This window comes from Zunongwangia pacifica, from assembly GCF_023499215.1.
Classification (GTDB): domain Bacteria; phylum Bacteroidota; class Bacteroidia; order Flavobacteriales; family Flavobacteriaceae; genus Zunongwangia; species Zunongwangia pacifica.
This window is the reverse complement of sequence record NZ_JAKHSK010000097.1, coordinates 1-1,122: the sequence shown is the minus strand read 5'-3', so window position 1 is coordinate 1,122 and position 1,122 is coordinate 1. Positions and strand designations below refer to the sequence as shown.

At 42.2% G+C, this 1,122-nt stretch carries 1 protein-coding gene; it reads right to left on the bottom strand.

The features are described 5' to 3' along the window. Positions 1-1,059 (bottom strand): IS256 family transposase (locus tag L1967_RS22215; RefSeq protein WP_249603677.1); only part of this gene is annotated, 1,059 nt, incomplete at its 3' end. Between the last annotated feature and the right edge of the window lie 63 nt (positions 1,060-1,122).

Here is a 1,122-nt window from a genome sequence, read left to right as displayed (position 1 = left end):
GAAGGATAATTTATTCTTGGTGTACTTCCTGATTTTACCGTTCAGGTTTTCAATGAGGTTGGTGGTATAGATAATACGCCTGATTTCTACAGGGAACTCATAGAAGGCGGTGAGGTCTTCCCAGTTGTCCCGCCAGCTCTTGATCGCATAGGAATATTTATCATTCCACCTGTGGGCAAAATCTTCCAGAGCGGCTTCTGCAGCCTGTTTTGTTGGTGCATCATAGATGAGTTTCATGTCCTTTGTAAAGGCCTTTTTATCCTTCCATACTACATATTTGCAAGCATTCCTGATCTGATGTACTACACAAATTTGGGTGGTTGACTCAGGGAACACATTTTTAATGGTATCGGTAAATCCATTGAGGTTATCGGTAGCCGTAATGAGGATATCTTCTACACCCCGAGCTTTCATATCGGTAAGCACACTCATCCAGAAAGCTGCAGATTCATTTTTGCCAAGCCAGAGCCCAAGGACTTCTTTCTTGCCATCCCGCCTAAGCCCTACGGCTATATAAACGGTTTTATTGACTACCTTAGAGTTCTCACGTACCTTAAATACGATACCATCCATCCAGACAATCAGATAAACAGGCTCCAATGGGCGGTTTTGCCAGGCTACGATATCATTGCTGATATGGTCGGTAATTCGGGATATGGTGGAAGTTGAGACCTCAAAACCATATACTTCAGAGATCTGTTCTTCAATATCACTGTTACTCATCCCTTTGGCATAAAGCCATACAATAACATTCTCAATGCCATCGACCATATTCTGCCGCTTGGGAACAATCATTGGATTAAAGGACCCATCCCGGTCCCTGGGCACCTTGATATTATCTTCTCCAAAGGAACTGCGAACCTTCTTTTGGGAATATCCATTCCTGGCATTCCCAGAACTAGATTTTTGATGCTTTACATAATCCAGGTGGCCATCCAGCTCTCCTTCCAGCATTTTCTCCAGTCCACGTTTTTGAAGTTGTTTGAGAAAACTGCTAAGTTCTTCTCCTGATTTGAACTGCTTTAAAAATTCGTCATCGAATAGATCTTCTTTTTTCATTGTTGTGTAAATATTAGCGCCTGAATTTCTCAGGCAAGGTTAAAAAAATATCGGGGTTTGCAA